Genomic DNA, 21432 nt, shown 5'->3' on the forward strand with positions numbered 1-21432 from the left:
GTTGTAACATAATTTACAACTTTGTTATAATTTTACACCAAAACTCTCGATTTGTCCAGTGTTGAGAAGAAATTTCTCAAATTTTTTCGCATATTCTCAACTTTGCACTTCTTGCTCTCGGGTTTTCAGTCAATTCTGTTTCATTTGCACAAACAGGCTTTCGGGTAATCAAACGTACCTTTGGTTTGTTTCCGCAAACGCATACCGGAAAGTCCTTAGGGCAGGTACAGCCCTGTGCCCATGACGCCATTTTCCGCTTAACAATCCTGTCCTCAAGCGAATGGAAGGTGATAACTGCGAGCCTTCCGCCGCTTCCGAGCAGCTCAAACGCACCGTCAAGCCCTTTTTCGAGCACTCCGAGCTCGTCATTCACGGCAATCCGGATTGCCTGAAAGGTTTTGCGTGCCGGATGACCGTCGCGCCTTACCTTTTGCGGAACGTTGCTTTTGACAATCTCCGCAAGCTCTAAGGTAGTTTCTATAGGCTTTTTCTGACGGCTTTCGACAATCCCCTTTGCGATTGACGGCGCGTACTTTTCCTCGCCGTAATCGTAGATTATCTTTTTAAGCTCATCATACGGCAGTGAATTTATCAAATCCGCCGCTGTCGCTCCCTTTTGGCTCATTCGCATATCGAGCGGAGCGTCCTCGTGGAACGAAAAGCCCCTCTCGGAAGTGTCGAGCTGGTGAGATGAAACGCCGATATCGAGCAAAACACCGTCCACCCTAAAAACTCCGCGCTGTTCAAGCAGTTCCTTGATGTCGGCAAAGTTGCCCTTGACGATAAGCGCATTTTCGTTTTTCTTAAAGCGCTCGGTCAGAGTACAGATTGCGTCGGGATCCTGGTCAATGCAAATCAGCCTGCCGCTTGTAAGGCATTTAAGGATTTCGGAAGAATGACCTCCGCCGCCGGCAGTGCCGTCAACGTAAATGCCGTTCGGGTTGACATTAAGCCCTTCGATTGTCTGATTAAGAAGAACGGGAATATGAGAAAACTCCATTTCGTCCTCCTAAAACCTGAGAAGTGCGACTGCTTCACCGAGTACGTCCTTGTTGGAGCCGCTGAACTCGTCGTACTTGGATTTGTTCCAGATTTCAATTCTGGTGTCCATACCCAAAACAACGGCTTCGTCCTCAAGCTCCGCGGCTTTTCTGAGCGACTGGGGAATCATAATTCTTCCCGAGGCGTTCGGAGAAACCTCCGCCGCCGTCGCAGTAAAGGCGTACTGAAGCGCCCTCGCTTTGTCCGCAGGAAGCTCCTTGATATTCGCGATAATCCGCTCAAATTGCTCCGTTGACATTACCTGAACGCACGGACTGTCAAAGCCCTTGGCGATGTAGAAGGTATCTCCGAGCTCTTCGCGGAACTTTGCAGGCAGGACAATTCTGCCCTTGGCGTCTATACTGTGGTCAGACGTTCCTAAAAACACTCGGTTCACCTCCAAAATCTGCAAATCTTAGTTTAATTTGCCATTTGATATCACAAAATGACACAAAATGACACTGTGTGCTACTATTATAATACATCTAAGAGAAAAAATCAAGAAAAAGTTACTAAATTATAAAAAATAATTACAATTTGTCGGATTTATACAAACAAGCGCAAGTCAGTATATCAAAATCGTACAAATGGAAGTCTTTTTTCATTATTTCCAATGATGCAGAGCATAAAAAAACAGACGGCGAACGCCGTCTGTCGTAATGTGAAATAAATATTATCCCTCGCGCTTAGCTCTCTGGGAATTGATAATGTTCGCGCGTGTCTTTTTAACCTCGTTAAGCTGAGTGCTGAGGCTCTCCTCGGTGCGCTTCATAATGCCGTCAACATAAACGTTTGCAGCCTTTCTGATTTCCGCCGACTTAGCCTTGGCGTCGTCAACAATCTCCTTAGCCTTTGCCTGAGCCTCTCTTACGAGCTCGCTCTGGTTGAGCATAACCTTCTTGCGCTCCTCAGCCGCGCGGATAATATTCTCCGACTCGCGGTTAGCCTCGGCAAGAATCTGCTTTCTGTCGGCTACGATATTCTTAGCCTGTCTTACCTCTGCGGGCATAGCGTCCTGAATCTGCTCGATGATGTCGTAAACCTCATCGCTGCTAACCATAACCTTGCCGCCCGAAAGGGGAACTGTTTTTGAATCGTTAATTAAATCCTGAAGCTGTAAAATTAAATCATCAACCTTCATTTTCTCCACTCCTATTCCCTTATATTTATTATAAGTTGTATTTTATTTAATCAACCGGCAGTGCCGGACATTTCCAATCTAATTCTTTTTGAGCTTTTTGACAATTCTGTCGTGAACGCACTCCGGCACGAAGTTGCTTATATCTCCGCCCATTGAGCCGATTTCGCGAACCATACTCGAGCTGAGGTACATTGAGTCGCTGTCGGCGGTCAGGAAGATTGTTTCAAGCTCGGGGTTAATCTTTTTGTTCGCCATAGCCATCTGAAACTCGTAGTCAAAGTCAGACACAGCCCGGAGTCCCTTGACGATAGCGTCTACGCCGTGCTGTCTGCAATACTCTGCGAGCAAGCCCTCAAAGCTGACAATCTCAACATTATCAAGCCCCTTTACGGCGTCGCTCAAAAGCTCGATTCGCTCCTCGATTGAAAAGCTCGGGGTTTTTGACGAATTGACAAGGACTGCGATATACACCTTGCCGAACATTTTTGACGCCCTTTTGATAATATCAAGATGCCCGAGAGTTACCGGGTCGAAGCTTCCGGGGCAAATTACGGTTTTATTCATTACAAAAATCCTTATTTCTGAAAGTCGTTATTTTTATTTTACCATAGCGATACTGTCTGTCAAGTACAAAATCGCCGTATTGTGATAAAATTTCTTCATCAAGCGGATTTTCGGCAATGATAACGCCCGTGTCCTTAACAGCATTTGCCACAAGCTCCAAGCTTTCCTGAAGCGCTCCGGTCTTGTACGGAGGGTCGAGAAATACAATATCAAAGCTTTTGCTGTTTGCCGACAAAAAGCTGCGGAAGTCCATTTGAAAGACCTTTGCCCTGTCCTCAAAATGAGTGGTTTTGAGGTTTTGCTTTACGGTCATAACTGATTTTTTGGAGTTGTCGACAAAATATGCCGACTCAGCTCCGCGGCTGAGCGCCTCAATTCCCATTTGTCCCGAGCCCGCGAACAAGTCCAAAAATACCCTGCCCTCGGTCTCAAACTGGATAATGGAAAAAACCGCTTCTTTAATTCTGTCGGTTGTGGGACGGACATCCTCGCCCTCAAGGGTTTGAAGCCGTCTGCCTTTTGCAGTACCTGTAATTACTCGCATAAAAACGTCCTTTTCGTTAACTCATTAATTATATCACACAAAACAACATATTACAATATTATTTTTAAAAAATTACAAAATTTAATTCTCATTTTCGGGATTAAAATATCTGTAAACTGCCAAAGCGCAGTCCTTTGTCATTTTCGGAGCCTGTTCAAGCTCCTCTAAATCTGCCTTTGAAATATTGTCAATCGTCCTGAAATATTTTAAAAGCGCCTTTGCCCTGACCTCTCCCACACCGTCAATTTGGGTGAGCGAGCTTTTAAAAGTATTCTTTTTTCTGCGCGCGTGGTGGTAGCCGATCGCAAAGCGGTGAACCTCGTCCTGCATTTTGCTCAGGAAGGTGAACACCTGCCTGCGTGAGTTAATTGCGATTTCTCCGCCCTCGCCTGTTACGGCGCGCGTGCGGTGCTTGTCGTCCTTGACCATACCGAAAAGCGGCACGGATATATTCATTCTGTCAAATACTTCCCTGACTGCGGCTACCTGTCCCTTGCCGCCGTCGAGCAAAATTAAATCGGGCAGCTTTCCAAAGCCCTCGTCGCTGTCCTCGGCGTTGTAGTATTCCTCAAAGCGCCTTTGCAGAACCTCAGCCATTGAAGCGTAGTCGTCCTGCCCCTCGAAGCCCTTGATTTTGAACTTGCGGTAGGCGGATTTGAGCGGCTTGCCGTTTTTATAGACAATCATTCCTGCGACGTTTTCCGTTCCGGCGAGGTTTGAAATATCGTAAGACTCGATATATTCGGGGATATTTTCGAGCCCCAAAAGCTGACGGAGCTCCTCAAGCACGCTGTACTCGCGTACTGTCGCTCCCTTTTGCTGGGCGAGCGCTTCCGCGGCGTTTGAACGGCACATCGCTACAAGCTGAGCCTGCTCTCCGCGCTGAGGCACTGTGATATTCACTTTATTTCCGCGTTTTTCGCTGAGCCACCGCGACAAATCCTCAATTCCGTCATACTCCCTGTAAAGCGCGATGTTTTTCGGAACGTCGCTTCTTAAGGTGTAATAGCGGAGCAAAAATTCCTCGAGGTCGGCGGCTTCGTCGCCGATTTCAAAGATAAAGCTCTCGCGGTCAAACAGCCTTCCGCCCTCAAAGCGGAACACCTGAAAGCAGATTTTTCCGTCGTTGGAAAATCCTGCTACCACGTCCTCGTCGAGCACCTTGTTAGCGACTACCTTTTGCTTGTCGCCCATCTTTTTTACCGCGGCTATTCTGTCGCGGATTTTCGCGGCGCGTTCAAATTCAAGATTTTCCGCCGCCTGCTCCATCTGCTCGGTCAAAAGCTTTACGGAATTTGACGAACCGCCCTTCAGAAAGTCAAGAGCCTGGCTGACCGCCTCGCGGTAATCAGCCTTTTTAACTCTGCCTGTGCACGGCGCCATACACTGCTTGATGTGGTAGTTCAGGCACGGCCTTGCCTTGCGGAAATCCTGCGGAAATTTGCGGTTGCAGGTCGGGAGCATAAAGATTTTGTTAGCTTCCTCGACCGCGCTTTTTACGTAATAACTGCTCTTATATGGGCCGATATACTGCGCTCCGTCGTCGGACTTTTGCAGGACGTAAGAGATTTTTCCCCAATCGCCCTCGCCTACACGGATATAGCTGTAGCCCTTGTCGTCCTTCAAAAGAATATTGTACTTAGGCGTGTGCTGTTTGATAAGACTACATTCAAGGATGAGCGCTTCAAACTCACTGTCGGTGATAATGTACTCGAAGTGATCGACGTTGTCGACCATACGGCGAACCTTTTCGGGATGGTTGTTCTGTGAGCCGAAGTACTGGCTGACGCGGTTTTTGAGCGCCTTTGCCTTGCCGATGTAGATTATCTCTCCGCCCTTGCCGTGCATAATGTACACGCCGGGCAGCAAGGGCAAAGCCATAGCCTTTTTCCTGAGCTCGCTCATTTTCGGGTTCATAATATCACCTGCCTTTACACAAATTCTTTTTTGCGGATTTTTCTATACAGAAAAAACAGGGCGGATATAATCCGCCCTTAATGCTAAATGTTCAACACAAATTACTCGGCAAAGCCTGACTCAACAAGCTCTGCAAGACCTTCAACAGCCTCTGTTTCGTCAGAACCGTCAGCGATAATCTTGATTGTTGTACCGCCGATGATGCCGAGCGAAAGAACGCCCAAAAGGCTCTTAGCGTTAACACGGCGCTCCTCTTTTTCTACCCAGATAGTAGCCTTGTATTCGTTGGCCTTCTGAATAAAGAAAGTTGCGGGACGTGCATGTAAGCCTGCCTTGTTTTGAACTAATACTTCCTTAACGTACATAATTGATACCCTCTTCTCTTCAAAGTTAATATCGATAACTTAATTATCCTTATTTATGCCTCGATTATTACATATTATAATCAAAAACTTTTGCAAGGTCAATACGATTAATTTAATTTCGTATTAATATTCACCCGATGTAGAAAATCGAGTGCGTTTATTGTGCACTTTTACAACAAATTATGTAATAATAAACAGTATTAAATCAACATATAGCAAGATAACCCTGCATTTTTGTTAAAGTATAACAAAAGACTGTGTTTTACCGCGTTAAAGCACGCCCTTGTTTTTAAGCAAATCGGGGCGTTTTTGGGCGGTAACTTCAAGACTTTTTTCTTTTCTCCACTTCTCAATATTTGCGTGGTGACCGCTGAGAAGAACGTCGGGAACCTCAATTCCGCGCCATTCGGAGGGCTTTGTGTACTGAGGGTATTCGAGCAGGCCGTTATAGTGGCTTTCCTCGGTAAAGCACTCGTTGTTTGTGAGCACTCCGGGCACCATTCTGCACAATGCGTCGCAGAACACCATTGCAGGGATTTCTCCGCCTGTGAGCACGTAATCTCCGATAGAAATTTCCTCGTCAATAAAGCTGTCGAGCAGGCGCTGGTCAACGCCCTCGTAATGACCGCAGAGCACGCAGATGTTCTTTATATCCGCAAGCTCCTTGAGTCTTTGCTGGTTCAGCGTTTTTCCCTGCGGCGACATATACACAAAGTGCGGACGTTCGCCTGTCTGACGGCAAATTTCCTCAAAGCAAAGCGCAATCGGCTCAGCCTTCATCAGCATACCCATACCGCCGCCGTAGGGCGTGTCGTCAACGCGCCTGTGCTTGTCAAAAGCAAAGTCGCGGAGCTGGTGGGTGTGGATGCTGATTTCTCCGCTTTTTTGCGCTCTGCCGATAATGCTGTCGTTAAAAACCGGCTCGAACATCTCGGGAAAAAGCGTGATTATATCAATCCTCATCGTCAAAAATTCCTTTCATCGGGCGGATAAGCACATAGCCCTCGTCGGTGTTCTTCTCGATGATAACGTCGTCGATAACGGGCGCGAGGTACTTTTTGCCGTCGGCGTCGGTAATCTCGTACACGTCGTTCGCGCCTGTGCGCAACACGTCGGTGAGGGTTCCGTATTCCTTATCGTTGTCCGCGTCAATCACCCTTGCGCCGATTAAATCCTGCACGAACTCCACGCCCTCGCCGAGAGTGATGTCATCACGGTTGATATAAACGATTTTTCCGCGAAGTCTTTCGGCTTGGTCGATGGTCTCAACACCCTTGATTTTTGCAAGAACTATATTTTTATGCGGACGGGATTTTACCTCAAAAAACGTCTCTCCCTTTTCGTCGAGGTAGAGCTTTTTGAACGCGCATAAAAACTGCGGCGAGTCGCACCACGGCTCGATTCTTACCTCGCCTTTTATTCCGTGTGTGCCGACAATTCTGCCTGTTTCCAAAAATTGTTTTTTCATACTTTATTCCTTATAAATTCGGGTGCGGGCAGCGCCCGCCCTCAATTATTCATTATTCAATATTCATTCTTCATTATTCATTGTAGAACTGCTTTAACGCAGTTCTACAATAGTTACGCCGTCCTCGCCTTCACCGAAGGTTCCGAGGCGCTGTGATTTAACGGCTTTATTTGAGCGTAAAAATCTGTTTATCTCGCGTCTGAGCACGCCCGTGCCCTTGCCGTGGATAATGGTCAGCTTGTTTATTCCCGACAGCACGGCGTTGTCAATCGCCTTATCGACAACCCCGGTTGCCTCAAACGCGGTCAGTCCGCGAACGTCAACCTCGGTTTCGGGACGCGCGTCCATTCGGCTGGGCATACTGCGCGTGGTAGTCAGCTTTGCCGCAGGAGGCTTAACCTTTGACTTTAAGAGCCGTAGATTTTTGATGTCAACCCTCGTCTTGATTATTCCTGCCTGAACGAGCACAACGCCGTCCTTGTTCGGCGGCGCGAGCACCGTCGCGTTTTTGTCGATATCGTAAATCAGCACCTCGTCACCGACCTTAAGCGGACGGGGCAGCTTGTATTCTTCATCGGGTATATTTTTGAGCTTTATCGGGTCTGCTCCGGCTTCCATTTGGTTGATGTCGCGCCTGAGCTTTGAGCGCTGTTCTGCGGAAAGCTCCTTTTCCCTGCGCGCCTTTTCGAGCTCCTCGACAAGCGCGTCCGCCCTTGCGCGTGTTGATGATACAATGCGCTGAGCCTCCTGCTTTGCGCGTTCAATCTCGCGCTCGGCGTCGAGCTTTGCCTTTCTGAGCTCATTTTCAGCCTTTTGCTTTTCGGTATTCGCCTTTGCGGTCAGGCGGTTGGCGTTTTCAAGCTGTTTTTCAAGCCCCTGGCGGCGCTTTTCGAGCTTTTCGACCACGTCCTCAAACTGCCTGCTCTCGGTGGAAACAAGCTCGTTTGCGCGTTCTACAACGTCCTCTCCCAAGCCGAGCCTGCGCGATATAGCAAACGCATTGCTCTTGCCGGGCACGCCGATAAGCAGACGGTAGGTCGGCTTTAATGTGGCGACGTCGAACTCGCAGCAGCCGTTTTCTACTCCGTCGGTTCTAAGCGCGAATTCCTTAAGCTCGGCGTAGTGGGTGGTTGAAGCGATTTTCGCTCCCTTTGAGCGGAGCTTTTCGAGAATTGCAATCGCCAATGCCGCTCCCTCGACGGGATCGGTTCCTGCTCCGAGCTCGTCTATCAGGCACAATGAGCCAGCGTTTGCGAGCTTGATTATCTGGACGATATTCGTCATATGAGCCGAGAAGGTGGACAGCGACTGCTCAATGCTCTGCTCGTCGCCAATGTCCACAAGCACTCTGCGGAAAACGCTCAGCTCGCTATTGTCGGCGCACGGCACCAAAAGTCCGCACATAGCCATCAGCGTTAAAAGTCCGATTGTTTTCAGCGTTACGGTTTTACCGCCGGTGTTCGGGCCTGTGATTACGAGCGTGTCAAATTCGTTGCCGAGGTTTACGTCAATCGGCACGACCTTTTCCTTTTCGATAAGCGGATGCCGCGCCTGCTTTAGATTGATTTTTCCGCGGTCGTTCATAACCGGCATAGAGGCTCTCATTCTGTAGGCAAACTCCGCCTTTGCAAAGATTAAATTTAATGTGCAGAGGTTGTCGTAGCTCTTTATAATCGCGTCGGCGTAGTCGCCTGCGCTCACGGACAGCTCAAAGAGGATACGCTCAATCTCGTCCTCCTCCTTGCCTTTAAGAAGCTTGATGTCGTTGTTTGCCTGCACAACTCCCATCGGCTCGATAAACACGGTCTGACCGCTCGACGAGGTGTCGTGAACCAAGCCGGGAACGTTGTTCCTGCACTCGCTGCGGACAGGCACAACATACCTGCCGTCGCGCTGGGTGACGATAGCCTCCTGCAAATATTTTACGTAAGACGAGCTGTGGATGATTTTATCGAGCACCTCGCGCGCCTTTGATGACGCGGTGCGGATTTTTCTGCGGATATCCGACAGCGCAGGGCTTGCCTTGTCGGAAATTTCATCCTCGCTGATAATCGCGGTCGTGATTTTATCCTCCAAAAACTTGTTGGAGACAAGTCCGCTGAAATAAATATCGAGCGAATTTTCGACGGAAGCGAACTTTGAGTGCCACTCCTTTACCGTGCGGATAACGTGTAGAGTCCGCGCGATTTTGAGCAGCTCCGAGGTTGAAAGACAGCCGCCTGCCTGAGCGCGTCTTAAGCTGCCTGCGCAGCTTACCGCTCCGCCGAAGGACGGCGAGCCGAACCTTCCGCTGAGCATAAGCGCGTCGTCTGTCTGTTTTAGGCGCTTGTTCACCTTGTCAAGCTCAAAGACAGGCTCTAATTTCAACGCTTTATCACGCGCAGTATCGAGCACTGTCAAGTCGGAAAGGCGCTGTAAAATTTTATCGAGTTCAAGTGTTTTGTAATGTCTGTTCATAACTTTTCCTATGTAATAGCCTTGTAAAAATTAAGGGTTTTGAATTCTTTTTCAAAGCGGTACTGCAAATAGCTTTCCGACGCGGAGTTGAGCATTTTAAGCCCTTCCTCGCTGAGGGTAAAGGAAAACAGCTTGTCGTCGTCGGAATACACCGTGTGGCGCAGTGCGGTGAGCGCAGCCTCGCTTAGCTTTACCATTCCATCCGCCTTTATTCCGTGGCAGGAAGCACACTCAATCTCGCCTGTGCGCGGAGAAAAGTACATCTCCTCTGCGGCGTAAACTCCGCATTCGCGGCACATTACCAAATTGGGCAGATAACCTGCCATAGCGGCAAGGCGCATTTCAAAGCAGGGCTTTACAAGCTCCTCACTCCGTTTGCCCTCCGAGATTAAGTAAAGCGAATTGAGCATAAGGCTCAAAAACTTCTCCGCCGGTTGCTCGCGCGGACAGATTGTAAGCGCAAGCTCGCAAAAATACTGCGCGAGGCAGGTCTTTTTTACGTCGCCGCGGAGCTTTGAGAATATCCGCAAAATCCGCGCGTCACCGATTATGTAGCTTTCCCGGCTTTTGTAAAAGGTGAGCCGGGAATATGAGAGCAGCGACGACGGCGCGCATTTTTGATTTTTGATATTCTTCGCGCCGCGCACAAACGCCTTGATAACTCCGTGGGATTTTGTCAGGGCATAAACGAGCTTGTCCTGCTCACCGATATTCTGTTCTTTGATAATCAGTCCGTCCGTTTGGAACTTCATCGGTAATCTCCCTTCTCACGGTGTCGGCGCCCAAGTCCTTTGAGCTTTGAATACTTTTGTAGCGGATGTAGTCGAGCACGCTGCCCGTCTGAAAAAACACCTGCCACATATACCATTCATCCATCAAAACACCTCCCAAAATAGTGTTTTGATTTTTGAATTGATTATTTAATGAATATTTTTCCTGATTTAATCAATCAAAATTGCGCTCGTCGTAACCGAAATTCTGCACCAATTGCGCGCGGTTACGCCAATCCTCTTTGACCTTAATCCAGGTCTGCAAAAACACCTTGCAGTCGAAAAATCTCTCGATGTCCTGCCTTGCGTAGGTGCTGATTTTCTTTAACATCGCGCCGTTTTTGCCGATGATTATGCGCTTGTGGGTTTCACGCTCGCAGAATATCGTCGCGTCGATATCCAGAATTCCGTTGTCTCGGGTTTTCATCTTCTCAATCAAAACCGCCGTGCCGTGGGGGATTTCCTTGTCGCATAGGCGCAGGATTTTCTCCCTGATAATCTCAGCGACAATTACGCGCTCTGGCTGGTCGGTAAGGGTGTCGTCGTCGAAGAAATGGCCGCCCTCGGAAGCCTGCTTTTTAAGCTCCTCAAACAGCTCGTCAATTCCGCTTCCGTCCTGAGCGCTGACAGGTACGACCGCCTCAAAATCATAAAGCTTTGAGTAGGTCAAAATTTGCTTCATCAGCACATCCTTTTCCTTAAGCATATCAATCTTGTTTATCGCGAGAATCGCGGGCATTTCCATCGTCTTGAACTTTTCAATCAGGCTCAAATCCGCAGGAGACGGCTCCTTGCCTGCCTCGACCACGAGCATACAGCAGTCAACTCCGCCGACGCTCTCGTTAACCGAGCGAACCATATACTTGCCGAGTGTATTCTTGGGCTTGTGCATACCGGGAGTGTCGAAGAAAACAATCTGGTACTCGCCCTTGGTCAGCACGCCCGTAATACGGTTGCGCGTGGTCTGCGGCTTTGAGGACACAATCGCGATTTTCTGCCCCATTAGCCTGTTGAGAATTGAGCTTTTGCCCACATTCGGTTTGCCGACGATAGCGACAAACGCCGATTTATCATTAGTGTTCATAATTACCTCTTCAAAAATTTATTTCAAATTAAAATATTCCAGTTTATAGTATAACATATCGTGTCAAAAAATAAAAGCATTTCCGCCGTAAAAGGCAAAAATGCTCTCAGTCTTTTTTGAATTTTTTAATTATTTTAGCAGGGCTTATCGCAATAAAAAGCACTGACACAACCGCCGAAATAATCAAAAGTATCAGCATAGGGATATTTTGCGAGAAGTAAGCAAAAATATTCTTTATTACTTCCAAATTCCAGAAGAATATCACCGCAATAGCTGCCGCCGCAATTGACAAAACAAGCACCGCTCCTGCCGCCATATCCTTTGCTCGGCGGATATGCTCGTTTTGCTCTGTGGTAACAGCGTCACAGGTGTCCTCTATAGCCGTATTAACAAGCTCCGCCGCGATAACGAGCGCGATTAGGATAATCAAAGCCGCCCACTGCGCCGCGGTAAAATTATAAAACGATGAAAACACCAACACATATACCGCCGCTACAAGGTGAAAGCGCAGGTGCCCTTCGCTGCACACTGCGCCGAAAAATCCCTTTATTGCGCAGCCAAAGCTTTTAAGCTGCTTTTTCATTATTCGTAATCTGATACAATGTAGCTTGACGAGGCAGGAAGTCCGAGCTGCTCCATAACAAGCTCCTCTTTTTCTCTCATTCTAACCTTTTCAAGCTTTTCCATATGGTCGTAGCCGAGCAGGTGAAGAACGCTGTGTGCGGTGAGATAGCCCACCTCTCTCTGGAGCGAATGACCGTAAAGCTCAGCCTGGTCTCTCGCCTTTTCCATAGAGATTACAACGTCGCCCAAAATCTTTGCACCGGTCTCCATATCGGTATCGTAAACGCCGTTTTCGCCCATCGGGAACGACAGAACGTCGGTTTCTATATCCTTATCGCGGTACTGCTTGTTAAGCTCCTTAATACCTGCGTTGTCGGTAAATGTAACGCTGATTTCCGCAGGACCTTCAAAGTTTTCGAGCTTTAATACCGCGTTGCAGCAACGGCGGACAAGCATACGTATGCCCGTAGGAATTTTAACGGTTTTTTGGTTGTTAGTAATGATTACCTTAATTTTGTCTGCCATATTAACCACCTTCTCTTTCTTATGTTTAAATCACGATTTAGCCTTGCTCTCGTATTTTGCATAAGCCTTGATAATGACCTGAACCAGCTTATGGCGTACAACATCCTTTGCGTCAAAGGTGCAGTGACCTATGCCCTCGATGTTTTTAAGAATTTTCACGCAGTCCTTAAGTCCGCTTTTGGCGCCTCGCGGAAGGTCAATCTGCGTTATATCGCCTGTAATAACCATTTTTGAGTTGAAGCCCAGCCTTGTTAAAAACATCTTCATTTGCTCGCCGGTGGTATTCTGGGCTTCGTCGAGGATAATAAAGCTGTCGTCAAGCGTTCTGCCCCTCATATACGCAAGCGGCGCAACCTCGATATTGCCGCGCTCAACGTACTTTTGGTAGGTTTCCGCTCCGAGCATATCAAACAGCGCGTCGTACAAAGGTCTTAAATACGGATCGACCTTGCTCTGCAAATCACCCGGCAAAAATCCGAGCTTTTCGCCTGCTTCAACGGCAGGACGTGTCAGAATAATGCGGTTGACCTGCTTGCTCCTGAACGCCGTAACCGCCATTGCCACGGCAAGGTAGGTTTTGCCCGTACCTGCAGGGCCTACGCCGATTGTAACGGTGTTTTTGGCTATCATATTGCAGTAGCGCTTTTGACCGATTGTCTTTGGCTTTATCGGCTTGCCCTTTGCGGTAATGCAAACGCAGTCGCCCGCGAGCTGTTCAATTTTTTCCTCCGATCCCTCGTTGACAAGGGAGATACAGTAACGGATATTTTGCTCGGACAGCGCCTCGCCGCGGTTAATAAACTGCAGAAGGCTCTCGATAACCGTGCCTGCCTTTGACACGCTCTCGATATCGCCGTCAATTTTTAGCTCGCTGTCGCGGCAGGTGATTTTTACGCCGAACTCGCGCTCGATGAGCTTGATGTTCTGGTCAAAGCTGCCGAAAAGCTGAGCAACATTCTCCATTCTGTCAATGCTTATTACTTGTTCCGTAAGATCATTCTCCTAATTGCCAAATTTATAGTTATTATAACACAAAATTTCCATTAAGGCTTTTAAAATATATATTTTTTTACTATTTTTTTAAATTTTGTGTAAAATCACAAAAAAGCCCTCAAGGTTTTTGTGCTGTTTGTATATTTTCGCGGATAAAATCTATTATAGATATTATAATAACATAAACAAATAGTCGTTTTATTATTTTATTATTATTTTGACTTTTTTAAGGGCAATATTTTATATTTTTATCTGCCAAATATCTGCCAAATTTTAGAAGCAGAAAAACAAACGACCAAAATTGAAGGTTTTCCTTGACAAAACATAAGATGTAGTATATAATACCAGAGGTGTAAAGAGTTTAGCTTTACACACTCATAGCAAGGAGCTATGGAAATGGAAAAAAACATTGAAATTTCTCTGCTTCTTGATTTTTACGGCGGACTGCTCAAGCCCGACGCCGCGCAGATGATAGACCTCTACTACAACGAGGATTTATCGCTGTCGGAAATTGCCGCTCAGACCGGCATTACGCGCCAGGGTGTGCGCGACAGAATAAAGCGCTGTGAGCAAAACCTTTTTGAGCTTGAACAAAAGCTTGGAATGTTAAAACGGTTTCGAGAGCTCGAGCAGGGGCTTGACCGTATTCTTGAAGCCGCCGGAAAAATTGACTCGGAAACAGACAATCAAAGGATCAAAGACCTTGCGCAAAGCATAAAGGCAGAGGCGCTCGGATTAAAGGAATAAGGAGTTCTTATGGCATTTGAAGGACTTGCGGATAAACTCAGCAACGCATTCAAAAGGTTAAAGGGCAAGGGCAAGCTAAACGAAAACGACGTTAAGCAGGCAATGCGCGAGGTAAGGCTCGCACTGCTTGAGGCAGACGTTAACTACAAGGTTGCCAAGGATTTTACCAACAAAGTAACCGAACGCGCGGTAGGACAGGACGTTATGGAGAGCCTGACGCCTGCGCAGATGGTAATTAAAATAGTAAACGAGGAGCTCACCGCTCTTATGGGCGGCGAAAACGAAAGGCTCAACTTCAACTCAAAGCCGCCGACAGTTATTATGATGTGCGGCTTGCAGGGTTCGGGTAAAACAACTCACACGGCAAAGCTCGGCAAGATGCTCAGAGAGCAAAACCACCGTCCGATGCTCGTTGCCTGCGATATTTACAGACCTGCGGCTATCGACCAGTTGAAGGTAGTAGGTGAAAAGGCAGGCGTGCCCGTATTTGAGATGGGTACGGATAACCCTGTCAAAATCGCGAGAGAAGCCGTTAAGCACGCAAAGGATTACGGCAACGACGTTGTAATTCTCGATACCGCCGGACGTCTGCACATTGACGAAATGCTGATGAACGAGCTTAAGGAGATTAAGGCTGAGGTTAACCCCGACGACATTTTGCTTGTTATCGACTCGATGACCGGTCAGGACGCGGTTAACGTTGCAAAGAGCTTTAACGATTTGCTCGAAATCACCGGCGTAATCCTCACCAAGCTCGACGGCGACACCAGAGGCGGTGCGGCGCTGTCGGTTAAGGAGGTTACCGGTAAGCCGATTAAGTTTGCAGGTACAGGCGAAAAGCTCGAGGACCTCGAGGTGTTCCACCCCGACCGTATGGCGAGCAGAATTTTGGGAATGGGCGACGTGCTCACCCTGATTGAGGACGCTCAAAACAAGCTGGACGAAAAAAAGGCTGAAGAAATGGCGAAGAAGCTGATGAGCAACCGCTTCGACTTCAACGACCTTTACGACCAGTTTGCTCAGATAAAGAAGATGGGACCGCTTAAGGGTATCCTGTCAAAAATCCCGGGAATAGGCAATCAGCTTGACGACGCCGATATCAACGACAGACAGATTGACTGGCTTCAGGCGATTATTTTGTCAATGACTCCTGCGGAGAGAAGTAACCCCTCGCTGATTAACCCGTCGCGCAAGCGCAGAATTGCGGCAGGCTCGGGCAGAACCGTTGAGGAGGTTAACCGTCTGCTTAAGCAGCTCGACCAAATGCAGAAGATGATTAAGCAGATGAACGGCAAGGGCGGCTCTAAAAAGCGCCGCAGAAAGAAGCTCCTGCCCGGACTCGGCGGACTGCCGATGGACGGCATGGGCGGTATGGGCGGACAAGGCGGAATGCCTCCGTTCTAAAACAGAATTCACCCAATCTACGAATTGGTGAAGATATATATTTTAATTTTTTATAGAGGTGTAAATTATGGCAGTAAAAATCAGACTTAGAAGAATGGGTTCAAAGAAGGCTCCTTACTACAGAGTAGTAGTTGCAGATTCAAGATACCCCAGAAACGGACGTTTTATTGAGGAAATCGGTACTTATGACATCCTTAAGACCCCCTCGGAGTTCAAGGTTGACGCAGAGGCTGTTAAGAAGTGGATTGCCAACGGCGCACAGCCCACTGACACAGTTAAGGCTCTTCTTAAGAAGAACGGCGTTATTGACTGATAAAACTCAATAACAATCAGAAAGGATAAAACAATGCAGGAATTACTTGCTATTATTGCAAAGGGACTTGTTGACGAGCCCGACGCTGTCAAGGTTGACAGAGACGAGCCCAACGAGGAAGGCATTACCGTTTATCACATCCACGTTGCAGAGGACGATATGGGCAGAATTATCGGCAAGCAGGGCAGAATTGCCAAGGCTATCCGTACAATCGCGCGCAGCGCTTCAATCCGCACCGAGGAAAAGGTAATGGTAGAAATCGACTAACTGTCGGAGATACTGAAAAATAAGGGGCAAATCCACGCGGTTTGTCCCTTGAATTTTAGGAGATTTATTATGAAAAAGCTTAAATTTTCAGCGCTTATTATACTCACGGCTTTGATTACGGCGGCTTCAATGTCAGGCTGCGGAATATTTAATTTATTCCGCCAACAGCCGCCCACAGAGCCGACCACCGCGGCAACAGCAGCTCCTACAACCGAAGCTCAGACTACAGTTGTGCCCACTACCGCAGCGCCTGCAACAGACGCCCCGACTGCCGCTCCCGAAACTCAGGCTCAGCAGAGTTCACCGAAGGCAGAAGCGAAAATGCTCAACGGCGCTGTGCTCTGCGACGGTGAGGAATACTACGACCCTTACCTCGGCATTAAATTCTCTATCCCCGAGTGGAAGGGCAAGGTTTACGCCAAGGGTGAGCTGACAAACGGAAGCTACAGTCTGACGTTTTATGAGAAGTCAAACTACGAGTGGGGTATCGTCAAGGAATGGGACGGTATGGGTATGCTGTTCACCGTCTACACCTCGCCAAAAGAGGTTGACGGTCAGAATATTGAGTACCCTGCAGGCTCGGTTGAAATTAACGGAAGCGTTAAATACCTGACCTACTTTAAGCCGACCGACGTCCGCTGCAATACCGACGACGAAAATATGGCGAACGATTACCAAAGAATGTATAAGCTGCAAAGGCAGTACTTTATGAGCGGCGTTGTTGACGCGGATAAAAATTATAAGCCGTCGTCAAATCCAAACGCAGTTAATTTAAAATAATTAAAACCTACTTTTTATTTATGTTTCTACGTATAAATGTGTCATCACGACAAAAAACGGAGCTTTTGACAGCTCCGTTTTTCTTTTGGTTATTAAGTTGAAATTAAATCAAACTTCCGAACCACCGTTGCAGAAACGTTGGTAATTAAGTTGAAGTCAAATCGAACTTCTGCCCCGCCGTTGCAAAAACGTTGGTAATTAAGTTGAAGTCAAATCGAACTTCTGCCCCGCCGTTGCAGAAACGTAAGAATAAATCAAACGTTTCCAAAGGCGGCTTTGCCCGCGGGGGCAACCCCGTCACATTTTGCCTGCTAAGGCGCGGTTAAGCCAGATGTCGGCAATATCCATTGCCAAAAACAGTCCCTTTTTCTCGCTTGACTTAACAAGCTGCTTGCGCGGAGAAAGGTACGGATCGGTAGCCATAAGCTGAATCGCAACCTTGTCTGCGATTTCGATGCCGTTCTGCTCCTTTTTGGACTTAATCTGCATTCTGATTACATACGGTTCTTCCATATTGCCGTAGTAAATCTCGTCTCCGCAGCGCACAAGAGGTCTGCCCTTGTAGGTAGAAAACTCCTTATCCTTTTTGGCGTCTGCCACAAGGCATCATCCTTTCAATTTATTGTGAACTATACGTTCAAATAGGATTTTACCAGTGCTTCAAGTAAGTCGTCGCGGTCTATTTTGCTGATGATGTTGCGCGCGTTGTTGTAGGTTGTGATGTAGGTGGGATCCTCGCTGAGAATGTAACCTACAATCTGATTGATGGGGTTATAACCCTTTTGCCTAAGCGCGTCATAAACTATAGTAAGTCCTGCTTTAATCTGATCATCCTTTTCCTCGCCGAGCGAGAAAATCATAGTTTTGTCTAACATACTTAAAACACCTCCCGATATTCTATTTTATTATAAACCAAAACCGTTTAAAATTCAAGCCTTTATCTCAAATTAACGTTGATACCCTTAAGGTTCTCGATTACCTTGTCCATTACAGCCTGAACCTCGGCGGATGAAAGCGTGCGCTCTGAGGATGAAAATTCGAACCTGATTGTAATGCTGTGGAACAGCTCGGTGTCGTAGGTGTCCACAATCTTTACATTCTTAAGAATTTCCGTACCCTCGTTCTTCCAGCACTGTGAAAGGTCGCTGAACAACACTCCCGAGGGAACAACAACCGACAAATCATAGTCCATTGGCGGGAACTTTGACGGCTCGTCGTAGATGATTGAAGCGTTCTTCTTGTCCGCAAACGCCTGCATATCAACCTCAGCGAATACAATCGCAGCCTTTTTGTCGAGCTTCTTGCCGACTATAGGGTGAACGATACCGATTTTACCGATTACCTCGCCGTCGAGTATAATCGAGTTGAGGTTAACAGGGTGTTCATAGCCGTGAGTTGCCTCGGCGGTTTTAAATTCAAGCTGCTTGTGCTTGAGATCGTCAGTGATAACCGCGAGGATGTCGCGGAGCTCAAAGTACAAATCGCGAACGTCCTTAACCTTGCTGAACAGCGAGATTGCGAGCTTTTTCTTCTCGATACAGAGGTTGTTCTCGTCCATACCCTCGACAACTCTGCCGATTTCGAAGATACCGAACTCGGGAGCGTAGCCCTTGTTAACATTGAGCTGGCAAAGCTGTGTGGGGATCATTGAATTTCTGATTGTCTCGATGTTCGGGTTAGTGGCGTTAGCAAGCTTGATGTTCGGCTCAACCTCAATTCCGAGCTCCTTAAGCTCGTCATAATACGCCCAAACGTAGGAATGAAGCTCGTGAAGACTGTAACGCTTAACGAGGATGTCCTTGATTTTGTCCTCGTTCTCCTTGACAACATCCATTCTGACAGGATAGAGCGGAGAACGTGTGGTGTTAACGTCAAAGTTATCGTAACCGTAAATTCGGGTGATTTCCTCGATGATGTCCGCCTTGATGGTAACGTCCTTTGTAGCTCTCCAAGAGGGAACTACAACGTCGAAGTTGTCGCCGTCGAGCTCAGCCTTAAAGCCGAGGCTTGTGAGGGTTTTGAGGATGGTGTCGTTGTCAATCTCAATTCCCGTATAGCGGTCAACAAACGCCTTGTCAAAACTCAGCTCAACCGTGTCGTACTTGTAAGCGTACTCGTCGGTGAGGGCTGATACCACCTGCACTCCGCCGTCGTACTGCTTAAGGAGATACAAAAATCTCGCGATTGCAGGAACGGTGAGCTCAGGATCAAGGCTCTTTTCGTAACGCATTGAAGCGTCGGTGCGGTGAGCCAGACGAACCGTTGATTTGCGGATTGAAGCCGCGTCAAAGGTGGCGGATTCAAGCGTGAGGGTTGTGGTGTCATCTACGATCTCGGAGTCAAGTCCGCCCATAATACCCGCGATGGCAACAGGCTGGTCGCCGTTGCAAATCATCAGGGTGTTTTCGTCGATATTTCTCTCGACCTCGTCGAGGGTTTTGAAGGTGAAGGGCTTGTCAAAGCGCTTAATTCTGATTTTTTCAACCTTGCGCGAATCGAAAGCGTGCATGGGCTGTCCCATTTCGAGCATGAGGTAGTTGGTGAGGTCGGCAAGCAGGTTAATGCCCCTCATTCCGCAGTAGAACAGGCGGATTCTCATATTAACAGGGCTCACGCTCTTGGTGATGTTCTCAACCTGCAAACAGCTATAGCGGTAGCAAAGGGGATCCTCAATCTTCAAATCGACCTTTTTAAGACCGTCGTACGCCTTTAAGTCCTCAACACCGAGGGGTTTGAGCTCTCTGCCGGCAAGGGCGGCAAATTCACGCGCGATTCCGTAGTGACCCCAGAGGTCGGGGCGGTTTGTAAGCGACTTGTTGTCTACCTCAAACACAATATCGTCAATCTCGTAAATATTCTTTAAATCCGCGCCGTTGGGAACGTCGTCGGTGATTTCCATAATTCCCGAGTTGTCGTCGCTGATACCGAGCTCAGCCTCGCTGCAGCACATACCGTATGACATATGACCTGCGAGCGGACGCGGAGCAATCTCAATCTCGCCGATTTTCGCGCCGACCTTGGCAAACGCGGTTTTCATACCTACCCTTACGTTAGGCGCGCCGCATACAACGTCGGTAAGCTCAGCCTCACCTGTGTCAACCTTTAAAAGGTGAAGCTTTTTTGAGTCGGGGTGGTTTTCAACGGATTTAATCTCGGCAACAACAACGCCGCTCAAATCCGAGCCCTTAAAGAGAATTTCGTTCTCTACCTCGGCGGTAGAAAGCGAAAATTTATGGATTAATTCCAGCTTGTCAAGACCTGTAAAGTCAACAAAGTCCGAAATCCAATTCATTGATAAAAACATAGCAGTACCTCCCTATCAGTTGTCGTCGTCTGTAAACTGAGCGAGCGATTTTAAGTTGCCGCTGTTTAAGTCGCGAATATCCTTAACCTTGTACTTCATCATGGCAAGTCTTGTAAGTCCGAGACCGAATGCAAAGCCTGTGTACTTTTCTGGGTCAACGCCGCCCTCGCGCAGAACGTTGGGGTGAATCATACCGCAGGGGCAAAGCTCGAGCCATCCGCTGTGCTTGCACGAGGAACAGCCTGTACCTCCGCAAATTTCGCAGTTGATGTCAAGTTCAAAGCCGGGTTCTACGAACGGGAAAAATCCCGGGCGCAGACGAACCTTAACGTCTCTCTGGAAAACCTCGGAAAGCATGGTTTTCATAAAGAAAATCAGGTTGGAAATTGAAATGTCTTTGTCAACCATCATACCCTCCATCTGGAAGAAGGTGTTTTCGTGGCTGGCGTCGGTCGCCTCGTTTCTGAAGCAGCGGCCGGGGAAAATAGCCTTAATCGGCACGCCGTTTTCTTCAAGATTTTTGCCGTACTTTTTGAGAATGGCGTTCTGAGCCGCGGAGGTCTGCGACTTTAAGAGCTGGCCGTTCTCGAGGTAATATGTGTCCTGCATATCGCGCGCAGGGTGGTGCTTGGGAATATTAACCGACTCAAAGCACTCGTAGTCGGTAACAACCTCGGGGTAATCCTCAACGGTAAAGCCCATCGACTTAAAAATGGTCTCGCACTGGCGCTGAACCAGTGTGATCGGATGATACGAACCCCTTGTAAGGTCGGCAGGAGCGGTGATGTCAAACTTCGGCATAGCGTTGATTTCAGCCTCAATCTGGAGCTTTTTCAGCTCCTCTACCCTCTCCTCAATCCTCTTTGCCGCGGCAGCCTTTAGCTTGTTAACCTCTGCGCCGAAGGTCTTTTTCTCATCGTTGGAAAGGTTCTTCATACCCTTTAACAGAGCCGTGATACTTCCCTTTTTGCCGAGGTATTCCACCCTTGCCTTGTCAAGCTCGGAAAGGTCCTTGGCGTTTGCGAGCTTTTGCCTGATTTCTTCTCTCAGGACTTCAATTTTGTTGTCCATGCTTTTTCCTCCTATTTTAAACGTTTCCTAAGTTCTTATTATAACACTCTTTTGTTCTCGGCTGAAAACATCAAGTGGATTTAACATTTTTTATTAAAACAAAAGCCCCTGCA

General features: G+C 47.8%; 24 protein-coding genes and 1 pseudogene. 5 read left to right on the top strand and 20 right to left on the bottom strand.

From position 1 onward, the window contains the following. Positions 1–76: 76 nt before the first annotated feature. The 16 genes and pseudogenes from rsmH to AB1I50_RS04825 all read right to left on the bottom strand — a co-directional run bounded on the left by rsmH (position 77) and on the right by AB1I50_RS04825 (position 13403). The gene (gene rsmH, locus AB1I50_RS04750; RefSeq protein WP_407725082.1) at positions 77–1000 is read right to left on the bottom strand and encodes a 16S rRNA (cytosine(1402)-N(4))-methyltransferase RsmH; all 924 of its coding nucleotides are present in this window, start codon (positions 998–1000) and stop codon (positions 77–79) included. 9 nt (positions 1001–1009) lie between these two features. Beyond that, the gene (gene mraZ, locus AB1I50_RS04755) at positions 1010–1429 is read right to left on the bottom strand and encodes a division/cell wall cluster transcriptional repressor MraZ (protein WP_407725083.1); all 420 of its coding nucleotides are present in this window, start codon (positions 1427–1429) and stop codon (positions 1010–1012) included. Positions 1430–1714: 285 nt separating this feature from the next. Further along, complete coding sequence (locus AB1I50_RS04760) at positions 1715–2182, bottom strand: ATPase (RefSeq protein ID WP_407725084.1); 468 nt, start codon at positions 2180–2182, stop codon at positions 1715–1717. A gap of 78 nt (positions 2183–2260) precedes the next feature. Then, positions 2261–2746: a pantetheine-phosphate adenylyltransferase gene (gene coaD / locus AB1I50_RS04765; protein WP_407725085.1), complete on the bottom strand. Its 486-nt coding sequence runs from the start codon at positions 2744–2746 to the stop codon at positions 2261–2263. Continuing rightward, positions 2739–3296: pseudogene (gene rsmD / locus AB1I50_RS04770) on the bottom strand (16S rRNA (guanine(966)-N(2))-methyltransferase RsmD); the annotation flags it as partial. The gene coaD and the pseudogene rsmD, both read right to left, overlap by 8 nt. Before the next feature lie 75 nt (positions 3297–3371). After that, positions 3372–5207 (bottom strand): excinuclease ABC subunit UvrC, encoded by a 1836-nt coding sequence (uvrC, locus tag AB1I50_RS04775; protein ID WP_407725086.1) that lies wholly within the window; start codon positions 5205–5207, stop codon positions 3372–3374. Positions 5208–5308: 101 nt separating this feature from the next. Beyond that, positions 5309–5572 (bottom strand): HPr family phosphocarrier protein, encoded by a 264-nt coding sequence (locus tag AB1I50_RS04780; RefSeq protein ID WP_407725087.1) that lies wholly within the window; start codon positions 5570–5572, stop codon positions 5309–5311. Positions 5573–5842: 270 nt separating this feature from the next. Beyond that, positions 5843–6535, bottom strand: coding sequence for a tRNA (guanosine(37)-N1)-methyltransferase TrmD (gene trmD, locus AB1I50_RS04785; RefSeq protein WP_407725088.1), 693 nt, complete (start codon positions 6533–6535; stop codon positions 5843–5845). Next, positions 6525–7040, bottom strand: a complete 516-nt coding sequence (gene rimM, locus AB1I50_RS04790; RefSeq protein WP_407725089.1) for a ribosome maturation factor RimM — start codon at positions 7038–7040, stop codon at positions 6525–6527. The genes trmD and rimM overlap by 11 nt, the downstream gene beginning before the upstream one ends. Before the next feature lie 93 nt (positions 7041–7133). After that, complete coding sequence (locus AB1I50_RS04795) at positions 7134–9497, bottom strand: endonuclease MutS2 (RefSeq protein WP_407725090.1); 2364 nt, start codon at positions 9495–9497, stop codon at positions 7134–7136. An 8-nt stretch (positions 9498–9505) separates the two neighbouring features. Further along, positions 9506–10249 carry a DNA repair protein RecO gene (gene recO, locus AB1I50_RS04800; RefSeq protein WP_407725091.1) on the bottom strand — a complete coding sequence of 248 codons (744 nt, stop codon included), beginning with the start codon at positions 10247–10249 and terminating at the stop codon, positions 9506–9508. After that, on the bottom strand, positions 10200–10373 hold the full coding sequence (locus AB1I50_RS04805) for a hypothetical protein (RefSeq protein WP_407725092.1): 174 nt from the start codon (positions 10371–10373) through the stop codon (positions 10200–10202). Before AB1I50_RS04805 ends, recO begins: the two co-directional genes overlap by 50 nt. 69 nt (positions 10374–10442) lie before the next feature. After that, positions 10443–11351 (bottom strand): GTPase Era, encoded by a 909-nt coding sequence (gene era, locus AB1I50_RS04810; protein WP_407725093.1) that lies wholly within the window; start codon positions 11349–11351, stop codon positions 10443–10445. A gap of 106 nt (positions 11352–11457) precedes the next feature. Then, positions 11458–11934: a diacylglycerol kinase family protein gene (locus AB1I50_RS04815; RefSeq protein WP_407725094.1), complete on the bottom strand. Its 477-nt coding sequence runs from the start codon at positions 11932–11934 to the stop codon at positions 11458–11460. Beyond that, positions 11934–12440, bottom strand: a complete 507-nt coding sequence (gene ybeY, locus AB1I50_RS04820; RefSeq protein ID WP_407725095.1) for an rRNA maturation RNase YbeY — start codon at positions 12438–12440, stop codon at positions 11934–11936. The genes AB1I50_RS04815 and ybeY overlap by 1 nt, the downstream gene beginning before the upstream one ends. 30 nt (positions 12441–12470) lie before the next feature. Continuing rightward, a complete protein-coding gene (locus tag AB1I50_RS04825) occupies positions 12471–13403 on the bottom strand; it encodes a PhoH family protein (protein WP_407725096.1) in 933 nt (310 codons plus the stop codon). 426 nt (positions 13404–13829) lie between these two features. Between AB1I50_RS04825 and ylxM the strand changes: the two genes are divergently transcribed. The 5 genes from ylxM (at position 13830) to AB1I50_RS04850 (ending at position 16944) form a co-directional block, all read left to right on the top strand. Beyond that, the gene (gene ylxM, locus AB1I50_RS04830) at positions 13830–14180 is read left to right on the top strand and encodes a YlxM family DNA-binding protein (protein WP_407725097.1); all 351 of its coding nucleotides are present in this window, start codon (positions 13830–13832) and stop codon (positions 14178–14180) included. 9 nt (positions 14181–14189) lie between these two features. Continuing rightward, positions 14190–15584 carry a signal recognition particle protein gene (ffh, locus tag AB1I50_RS04835; protein WP_407725098.1) on the top strand — a complete coding sequence of 465 codons (1395 nt, stop codon included), beginning with the start codon at positions 14190–14192 and terminating at the stop codon, positions 15582–15584. A gap of 67 nt (positions 15585–15651) precedes the next feature. Then, positions 15652–15897 (top strand): 30S ribosomal protein S16, encoded by a 246-nt coding sequence (rpsP, locus tag AB1I50_RS04840; protein ID WP_407725099.1) that lies wholly within the window; start codon positions 15652–15654, stop codon positions 15895–15897. A gap of 33 nt (positions 15898–15930) precedes the next feature. Then, positions 15931–16164, top strand: a complete 234-nt coding sequence (locus AB1I50_RS04845; protein ID WP_407725100.1) for a KH domain-containing protein — start codon at positions 15931–15933, stop codon at positions 16162–16164. Between the two features lie 69 nt (positions 16165–16233). Beyond that, entirely contained in the window at positions 16234–16944 is a 711-nt protein-coding gene (locus AB1I50_RS04850; protein WP_407725101.1) for a hypothetical protein, read from the top strand. Between the two features lie 297 nt (positions 16945–17241). On the opposite strand, the gene AB1I50_RS04855 is transcribed toward AB1I50_RS04850, so the two are convergent. From AB1I50_RS04855 to pheS, 4 genes are all read right to left on the bottom strand, one after another. Beyond that, positions 17242–17544 (bottom strand): hypothetical protein, encoded by a 303-nt coding sequence (locus AB1I50_RS04855; RefSeq protein WP_407725102.1) that lies wholly within the window; start codon positions 17542–17544, stop codon positions 17242–17244. Positions 17545–17573: 29 nt separating this feature from the next. Then, positions 17574–17819, bottom strand: a complete 246-nt coding sequence (locus tag AB1I50_RS04860; protein WP_015523616.1) for an IreB family regulatory phosphoprotein — start codon at positions 17817–17819, stop codon at positions 17574–17576. A gap of 62 nt (positions 17820–17881) precedes the next feature. After that, complete coding sequence (pheT, locus tag AB1I50_RS04865; RefSeq protein ID WP_407725103.1) at positions 17882–20248, bottom strand: phenylalanine--tRNA ligase subunit beta; 2367 nt, start codon at positions 20246–20248, stop codon at positions 17882–17884. Between the two features lie 15 nt (positions 20249–20263). Then, positions 20264–21319, bottom strand: coding sequence for a phenylalanine--tRNA ligase subunit alpha (gene pheS / locus AB1I50_RS04870; protein ID WP_407725104.1), 1056 nt, complete (start codon positions 21317–21319; stop codon positions 20264–20266). Between the last annotated feature and the right edge of the window lie 113 nt (positions 21320–21432).

Origin of the sequence: Ruminococcus sp. NATIVEDY161 (assembly GCF_045819895.1) — a bacterium.
GTDB lineage: Bacteria > Bacillota > Clostridia > Oscillospirales > Acutalibacteraceae > Ruminococcoides.